This window comes from Deltaproteobacteria bacterium (assembly GCA_016930875.1).
In the GTDB taxonomy this organism is placed as follows: Bacteria; Desulfobacterota; Desulfobacteria; order Desulfobacterales.
This window is the reverse complement of the sequence record JAFGFW010000049.1, coordinates 20,854-27,552: the sequence shown is the minus strand read 5'-3', so window position 1 is coordinate 27,552 and position 6,699 is coordinate 20,854. Positions and strand designations below refer to the sequence as shown.

Below are 6,699 nucleotides of genomic sequence, written 5' to 3'. Positions count from 1 at the left end.
CAAGATGCCTGTTCTTTGATATTGCTAACACAACCTAACGAATTGAATCCGCTAGAAAAACCAGCCTTTGTTACGTATAGCTTGCCACCATCGCCCCTTAGAAACCAGCCAGTCCCAAGCAAGGTTTCTTTTGTCTATCACAAAAATATCGCAAACTCAATTTGTTGGAGGGATAGCAGATTTTTAAATAGTTGAGGTCTGATACCGTCATAAAATATGGCCATTTGAAGGCGGGCTCTCGTTAATACGGAGTCGGGTCAGGCTAGCTTAGGGAGAGTAAAATAAAAGGTTGCCCCCTTCCCCTTTTCAGACTCCACCCAGACTTTTCCATCGTGGTTTTTCACAATCCTGTCAACAATTGCAAGTCCTAAACCTGTTCCTTCCTGATCTTCTATTTGCTTTAGCCTCTGGAACATCTCAAATACTTTTCGGTGATGTTTCGGATCAATCCCAACGCCGTTATCCCGCACATAAAACTCATGGGAATTTCCCCTATCTTCATACCCAATTTCGATCTTAGGGGCCTTAGTAACCCGAGTAAATTTTATAGCGTTTACAAGCAGGTTCTCAAAAACCTGATACATCCTTTCCCCGTCACAACAGATGGTGGGAAGGTTGTCCGCCACAACAAGCTCGATCCCGTTCTCCTTCAGCCTGTCTCTGAGGGCTGAGGTTACGTTTCTTACTATCTCAAGCGAGGGAACATCCTTGAAAGCAGAAACGACCCGACCAATTCTTGATAACTCCAAGAGGTCAGAGACCAACACCTCCATTCGGCGGGCACTGACTTTGATCTGCTCAACGTATCTTTGGCCCCTCTCCCCCAGTTTTTCTTCATAATGCTTGAGTAGACGAGAAGAAAACCCCTGGATAGCAATAATAGGGTTTTTTAGGTCATGGGACACAACACGGACAAAGTTGTTAAGCTCTACGTTTATGTTTCGGTATTCTTTCTCTGACTGCTTGCGCTCGGCAATCTCCTGTTTCAGAAGTGCGTTGGATCTTGAAAGCTCGGCAGTTCGCTGTTTAACCCGAATTTCCAAGCCGTCGCGAGCACTTTGCAGCATTTCCTGCGCCCGGTTACGCTCGGCAATACTTTTCTCTTCAATTTGGAAGATATCCCAGAACAGACGGGCAGCGACATGGTCCATTAGTGTGATTCGATCTGGCTTGGTTCGGGAGATCTCATTAGCTACTTCCTGTCGACCCGTCAGCTCGATAATAATGTTGAGGTCTTTGAGCTTGAACAGATCACAGTAATCCCTCGTTGTATAAATCCCTTTATCTTGGGCGTAGCGGTAACCCACAGCCCTGGGATTGGTGCAGGCTACCCCGACGAGTCTCATCCGAAGCTGGCCGAGCTTTTTCGCAAATATCATATCCATAATAGCTTTGCACCCAGGGCCACCACCCACTATGGCAACTTTAAGCGGCTTCGTTGTTTTCACCATTTGATTCCCCTTGAGAGGATTATTGGTTCATAGAGCAAGAATGCACTCACAAAGGAATGAACAACTTTTGATCTTGGACTCAATCACCACAAAAATACAACCTCAAAAGCACACCAAAAGCCCCACCTCTCTCTATGAGAAACGGGGTCAGGATTCAGTTCATGGTGTTCGCACATTTAGGGCATACAATGAAACGCCAGGGTTGACTTCCCTAATTTCTTGCAAAGATACACACGATAAGAGCATTTACAAAAGTGTCCTTCCCCGAAGGGAACTGAAAATTGGCAAGATCGGGGATTTTCTTCCAGGAATTTCAGATATGATTCTATTCCGATATCTTCCGCATCGCAAAGAGCCTCAAAGTTGGACTTGTAACATTGGAAATCCTTTGGGCATTTGAACTGGTTAATGATCTCTTCTATTTCTTTTATACGGCTTTGTTCTACGGTCATTTCTTGGCCTTTTTGTCGTACTTTTTCAGGAAGACTTCAATGTCCTCTTCTATCGCTTAGATTGTTCAGTTAAAACGCTTGCAAATCCATATCGTGGCCACGGATAGCTTTGTAAGCCAACTGTAAATGAGGATCTGGTACCATTTACACATTGACATGGAGCACTTGTTGCTCAACCCCTTTTCCACGAAACGGCAATAAAGGTGAAGCGGGTTTAGCCGGTGTTGAACGGTTAACATTAAGTTGCGCATTATGAAATATTCCCATATTGGTCAATGGGACCTCCTAAAGCATTAATACAACCAAGAAAACTTTATCCTCTGCCACACATTAAGCATCATCTTACGCAAAACAAGGCATTGAGCCAAAGAAGAGCACACCGGAAAGGGCGGATGTCTAGACGAGCATTGAGGGGAGGCTGGCAGTGCGCAAGATGTGGTGGGGCTGCTCAGACAGGCAAGAGTGTCGATGCTTGCCAAGATCTGTGACTCAGAAAAATTGATGCTTTCAGTTAGGTATCACACCCACTGTCGGTTGAAAAGCCTAAACAGGACCACGTAGTCCAAAGCGAAAAAGACCTGCCCGATACCCTTATTTTGGGAAAAAAAGAGGGACGCCCTGCACATTTCCAGTTTTGGATCGGCTTTGCATGTTATATGCGAGGGGGATGCCGAAAAAGTCGGGAATAGATGGCCCCGGCGCTTGATCACATTATTTGAAGGGGTATCGAGCGATGCCGAATTTTCAAGGACGATTCGGATCGGGACAACCTTCTTAGGCGTTCATGATAATTGAGGACCTGGTTGTATTGGATTTATACAAACCAGATCCACGGCTTTACATATAGGTAACAAACTCGGGTTCTATCAGCGTTTTTAGAATATCACATCTGGCTATTATGCCTACTAACTTGCCATCCTGCGTAACAGGAAGACGAATGATATTTTTCTCTTTCATAATTTTTACAATATCGAGGACAGGTGTGGCTTCGTCAACGGTAAAAACATCTTTAGTCATTACGTCCTCCGCAGTGGTCTTGACTAGCTCTTTACCGCTCCTAGCAGCCTCTAATAGATCAAATTCCGTAACCATGCCTATAGGCTTGCCTTCTTCATCTGTTACAGGCATTCCGCTATATAGCCCGTTAAGAAGCTGCAACGTAATATCCCTCGCCGAAGCATGAATCTTTGCTGATACCACCGGCCTTACCATTACATCAGATGCTTTCAAGTCTTTCATCTCAATACCTCCTTTTATGATACTTAGAATTGTGGTTAATATGTTAGGGTTAGTTGTGTAAAACAAGAAAAGTGTAAGAATTACGTCCTTCCCCTATAATGGGGATTGACCAAAAACTCATTAACGGAAGGGAAGGGGACCATGAAAGTAAATGTTAAGATAGCAGAAACAAAGAAACTTATCAACGAAATGCAAAAAATTCTAAAAAAAAGAAAAGGCGTGTGAGCGGGCTTGTTTGTAATGCTCATCAGTCAGGTCCCAGCTCTCCTGGTAAATGCATTGAATGTGGTGATTGATATTTTGTTTTGAGCTTTGAAAGAGGTCGGCCATGAGCTGTTGGGTCAGCCAGACCGTCTCATCCTCCAGCCGCACATCGATTTTGACCCGGCCGTCTTCCGCTTGAAATGTCAAGGAATCGAGGAACTGCAGGGTTTGAAAAACCTGAGTGCAATGAATCCAAGTTATAGATGTTGGGGAGGCGAGCGAGCCCCTTGGAAAGGATGAGGGCAATGGAATATTTTGGGCGGCGCTTGACACAGCAATTGAGTTGGTTGAATAATACGGTCCGGCGTAGACATCTTTGCCCTTGAACACTTTGGGGAGATACAGCGGTGTGAAGGATATGACAAAACGGTCCCTTGAAGCATATGGTCTTGGACAGTGCCCCTTGGACTATTTGGGAAAGATAGAGGCCTATCCGCCGCCTGACGCAAAGTGTGAGTTTTCGAATCTGGTCATCCAGGGCGGAGGGCCTGCGTCCACGGCCCTGGTCGCCCTTGCCAGGTGGGGCGTTTCTTGTGCCTTTGCAGGGGTTCTGGGAGACGATCTGTTTGGCAACATGGCAAAGGCGTTCCTGGACGAAGAAGGCATAGATACTGGCGGCATCCTTGTGAGGAACGGCTTTGAGTCCCAGTTTGCCTTTATTGTGGCAGAAGCCGGGGTGGGAAGACGAACCATCTTCTGGCGAAGGCCGACCGGTCCTCCCCCAAGGCCTGAAGAGCTGGACTTCGACATCATCCGCCAGGCAAGAGTCGTCCTTACAGACGGGCTTTTTGTCGAGGCATCCATTGCCGCCTGCAAGGCGGCCAAAGACGCAGGTGTGCCGGTCGTGGTGGATGCGGGTACCCTCCGACAAGGCATTCTGGACATTGTTCCCTTTAGCGACTATTTTGTGGTATCTGAAAACTTCGCAAAATCCCTTGTTGGTAATGACAAACCTGTCGATGCCTGTTACAAACTTGCAGAATTAGGCCCACGGGTCACTGGCGTCACATTGGGTGCCAGGGGTTATGTGGCCCTGGCTGAAGGTCAGGTCATCGAGCGTCCTGCATATCCTGTGGAGGCCGTAGATACCACAGGCTGCGGAGATGCGTTTCATGCAGGCCTTTGCTACGGCCTGGTTAAAGGGTGGGATTTTAAAAAAAGCCTTGATCTTGGAGCTTGGGCGGCCGCCATGGTGAGCCTTAAGCTTGGAGGGCGGGCAGGCATTCCTTCCCTCAAGGAAGTGGAGGAAAAGTTCTCTTAGGACAAGCCAAAACGACCTTGCCCTTTTGCGAGGCAAGGGCCGCAAAATACAAGAGGAGGTTGAGGGTCTATCTTGAAAGAAAAGGACATGGTCGAGGCAAATCTGACGGTAAGAACCTATGAATGTGATTCCTACGGGCACGTAAACAATGCCGTATACCTGAACTATCTGGAATATGGACGAATGGCAGTCCTGGAAAAGAAGGGATTTTCCCTGGCCAAGCTGAAGCAGATGGGGGCCATAATCGTTGTCCGGCGTATCGAAATCGACTATAAGGCCCCGGCACGCGAGGGAGATCGCCTGGTTGTTCGTACGTATCTGAAAGATCATAACAAAATGAAAGGTATTTTTTCTCAGGAAATCCTGAAGCAGTCAGATCAGAGTTTAGTTGCCAGGGCTGATGTGACCTGGGTGTTTACCGATCTGCAGGGCAAACTCATACGTGTTCCGCAGTTCTTTCGCGATGCACTTGGATTCTAGTCTTGAAAGTGGAGACAAAAGATGGGCATATCTGCATTGGAATACCATCGCCAGACGGGCTATGATCGCCACGAGATGAAGGGTCACGGACTCGACTGGGCCAATCAGCCCGGTGTTTTTAAGACCTATCCCGGTCTCAAGACCGTGCCGCTATCCCAGGTGATAGACCCGCCGGAGGGAAACCTCTCCTTTTTGATCAAAGAAGGCTCGAGATCCGACGCCCCCACGGAAGTGACCCTTGATAAGCTCTCGCAGATATTACTCCTGGCCCATTCTGTCACGGCCAAGGCCCGCTCCTCAGGCACGGACTTCTACTATCGCAGTGTAGCCTCGGCAGGGGCGCTTTATCCTTTTGAGCTTTATGTGGGGACGCAAAACGTATCCGGACTTGACGACGGGCTGTACCATCACAGCATCGGTCTTCACGCCCTTACTCTCTTGAGGTCAGGAAACATCATGCGTGCCCTGTCCCATGCCCTTCAGACCAGAGAAAATCACTTTCCTGTGGTGAGTTTTTTTCTCACATCCATTTTCTTTAGGAGTTCGTGGAAATATCGGGATCGCGCCTACCGTTACAGTCTTCTCGACACGGGTCATCTGGCAGAAAGCCTATGCCTTGCCCTTACAGCCGCGGACCTGCCGTTTCACTTGTATTATGATTTTGACGATGAAAAGACTAACAGCCTTCTCGGAGTTGATTCGAGTCGAGAGGTTTGTTTGGCCGTGATATGTCTATATGGCACGGATGCTTCCGACAAAGGTGATGCGAAAAGTCTGAAGACCGGGGCCGGGAGTCTTGCTGATGCAAGTCGTGTCTCGTCTCGGGAGATTGACTACAGGCTCATCAGGGAAATCCATGCGGCATCGTCGAGTGTGGCTCAATCTAGCCAAGGGGTTCCGAAAATGCTTCACAATCTCGGGCTGAAGATGGAACAACAAGAGCAGCAATTCAAGATCGATAAATGGCCTGAGAAAGTGAGCTACGCTGAGGCAGTCTTTAAGAGGCGCTCAAAGCGGAACTTCATTTCGACCGGGCTTTCCTCCGATGGGCTGTTTGGGCTGTTGGAACTGCTTTGTGCAGGTTGCCATGTGGAAGAAGATGCCGGATTGACTTCAAGGGATGCTATATCAGTGGGGTTTTTGTCTGGAAATGTGCAAGATCTCGATCCCGGTTTTTACATGCTGGATCCGGAGCATGCGTCCATGGCACTGGTGTCCCAGGGCCGCATGATCGGCAAAATGGCCCGCATTTGCCTGGACCAGGCATGGCTGGCCAATTGCGCTTTGCATTTTTGCTTCTTGAGCAATTTGGAGCTTCTGGAGCAAACCTGGGGCCCGAGGGGCTATCGGTACGCCATGCTGACTGCAGGTCGTCTTGGCCAGAGAATCTACCTGGGAGCCACTTCTATGGGATTCGGATGCTGCGGCATCGGAGCCTTTTTTGATGATGAAGCGGCTCAAATGCTGGACGTGAATGATCAGACCAGGTTATTGTATCTTCTGGCCGCAGGGCCGGTGAAGCGGTAATGTCTGTTCCGGCAGACCCGGACTT

At 48.3% G+C, this 6,699-nt stretch carries 5 protein-coding genes and 1 pseudogene; 3 read left to right on the top strand and 3 right to left on the bottom strand.

Annotated elements, in window-relative coordinates; all coding sequences use genetic code 11:
* Window positions 1-257 precede the first annotated feature (257 nt).
* The 3 genes and pseudogenes from JW883_05440 to JW883_05430 form a co-directional block, all read right to left on the bottom strand.
* Window positions 258-1,451 (bottom strand): GHKL domain-containing protein, encoded by a 1,194-nt coding sequence (locus tag JW883_05440; GenBank protein ID MBN1841710.1) that lies wholly within the window; start codon window positions 1,449-1,451, stop codon window positions 258-260.
* Window positions 1,452-2,740: 1,289 nt separating this feature from the next.
* A complete protein-coding gene (locus JW883_05435; protein ID MBN1841709.1) occupies window positions 2,741-3,142 on the bottom strand; it encodes a CBS domain-containing protein in 402 nt (133 codons plus the stop codon).
* Window positions 3,143-3,406: 264 nt separating this feature from the next.
* Window positions 3,407-3,520: pseudogene (locus tag JW883_05430) on the bottom strand (cell filamentation protein Fic).
* A 235-nt stretch (window positions 3,521-3,755) separates the two neighbouring features.
* Here JW883_05430 and JW883_05425 point away from each other — a divergent pair.
* The 3 genes from JW883_05425 (at window position 3,756) to JW883_05415 (ending at window position 6,674) form a co-directional block, all read left to right on the top strand.
* The gene (locus tag JW883_05425; protein ID MBN1841708.1) at window positions 3,756-4,667 is read left to right on the top strand and encodes a sugar kinase; all 912 of its coding nucleotides are present in this window, start codon (window positions 3,756-3,758) and stop codon (window positions 4,665-4,667) included.
* 72 nt (window positions 4,668-4,739) lie between these two features.
* A complete protein-coding gene (locus JW883_05420; protein ID MBN1841707.1) occupies window positions 4,740-5,147 on the top strand; it encodes an acyl-CoA thioesterase in 408 nt (135 codons plus the stop codon).
* Window positions 5,148-5,168: 21 nt separating this feature from the next.
* Entirely contained in the window at window positions 5,169-6,674 is a 1,506-nt protein-coding gene (locus tag JW883_05415; GenBank protein ID MBN1841706.1) for a SagB/ThcOx family dehydrogenase, read from the top strand.
* The last annotated feature ends 25 nt before the right edge of the window (window positions 6,675-6,699 follow it).